This is a genomic window from Ideonella sp. B508-1 (genome assembly GCF_000333615.1).
Classification (GTDB): domain Bacteria; phylum Pseudomonadota; class Gammaproteobacteria; order Burkholderiales; family Burkholderiaceae_C; genus Ideonella.
Map to the genome: position 1 here is coordinate 1 of NZ_BADL01000481.1, position 1,273 is coordinate 1,273.

Below are 1,273 nucleotides of genomic sequence, written 5' to 3' on the forward strand. Positions count from 1 at the left end.
CCGGTAAACTGGGCCAGGGTCAGGTTGGCGATGTTGCCGGTGCTGCCGTAGTTGGTGCCGACGTAGCCGATGGTGTTGTTGCTGGTGCTGCCCAGGATGCCCTGCCACTGCACGCCGAACTGGGCCGCCTTGGCTGCATCGATCTTGACGATCATGGTCTCGACATAGACTGNCGCGCGGCGGGTGTCGAGCTGGTCGATCACCTGGCGCATCTGGCGGTAGACCGGTTCGGGGGCCGAGATGATCAGCGAGTTGGTGGCCGGGTCGGCCTGGATCTGGCCGCCGGTGGACACCGAGGCGGTGGCGCTGACTGGGGTGGTCGAGGCGCTGGACAGCGCGCTGGTGGCGCTCGTGCTGTTGGTGGTTCCCAGTCCGCCCGGGTTGGTGGTCGTGGCGGAGGGGCGTGCGCTGCTGCCGCCCGCGCCAGTGAGCCCGCCGGTGCCCGCCGTGCCGCTGTTGGAACCGCTGGCCGCGGCCGCGCCGCTGGCCATGGCCGCGCGCAGCACCTCGGCCAGGCGCACCGCATCGGCGTTCTTCAGGTAGACCACCCAGATGTTGCCGGCCGGGCCGCCGCCCGGCACGGGGCGGTCGAGCTTCTCGATCAGGGCCTTGGTCGCGGCCATGCGGGTGGGGTTGGCGGCGCGGATCACCAGCGCATTGGTGCGCGGCTCCACCATGATGGTGGTGGCGCTGCCGCTCTGGGCCACGGCGGCCGCGCCCGGGGCATTGCTGGCGGCCACATCGCTGAGCTTCTGGATCAGCGGCGCCAGGTCCGAGGCCATGGCGTAGCGCACCGGCACGATCTCGATCTCGGAGGCGGCGGGCTGGTCCAGCGCCGCGATGATCTTGCCCAGGCGCTGCAGGTTGTCCGCGTAGTCGGTGATGACCAGGGTGCCGTTGCTGGGGTTGGCGTTGATGGTGTTGTTGGCGCTGATCAGCGGGCGCAGCACCGCCACAAGGTTGTTGGGGTTCTCGTGGTTCAGACGGAAGATCTGGGTGACCACCTGGTCGCCATGGGCCGTGGGCGTGCCCACGGTCACGGTGCCGGCCTGCAACTTGGCCTCGGCTTCGGGCACCACCTTGAGCAGACCGGCGTTCTCAACCACGGTGAAGCCCAGGCCGCGCAGGGCGGCCAGGTAGCTGCGCCAGGCCTCCAGCGGCGGCTGCGGCTTCTCGCTGGTGACGGTGATCTTGCCGCGCACCCGCGGGTCCACCACGATCTGTCGGTCCAGCATGGTGCCGATGGCGCGCGAGAACGCGTCCACATCCGCAT

The 1,273-nt window shown here is 70.0% G+C and carries 1 protein-coding gene; it reads right to left on the bottom strand.

Annotated elements, in window-relative coordinates:
- Window positions 1-1,235 (bottom strand): secretin N-terminal domain-containing protein (locus tag I73_RS19080; protein WP_304607955.1); only part of this gene is annotated, 1,235 nt, incomplete at its 3' end.
- Between the last annotated feature and the right edge of the window lie 38 nt (window positions 1,236-1,273).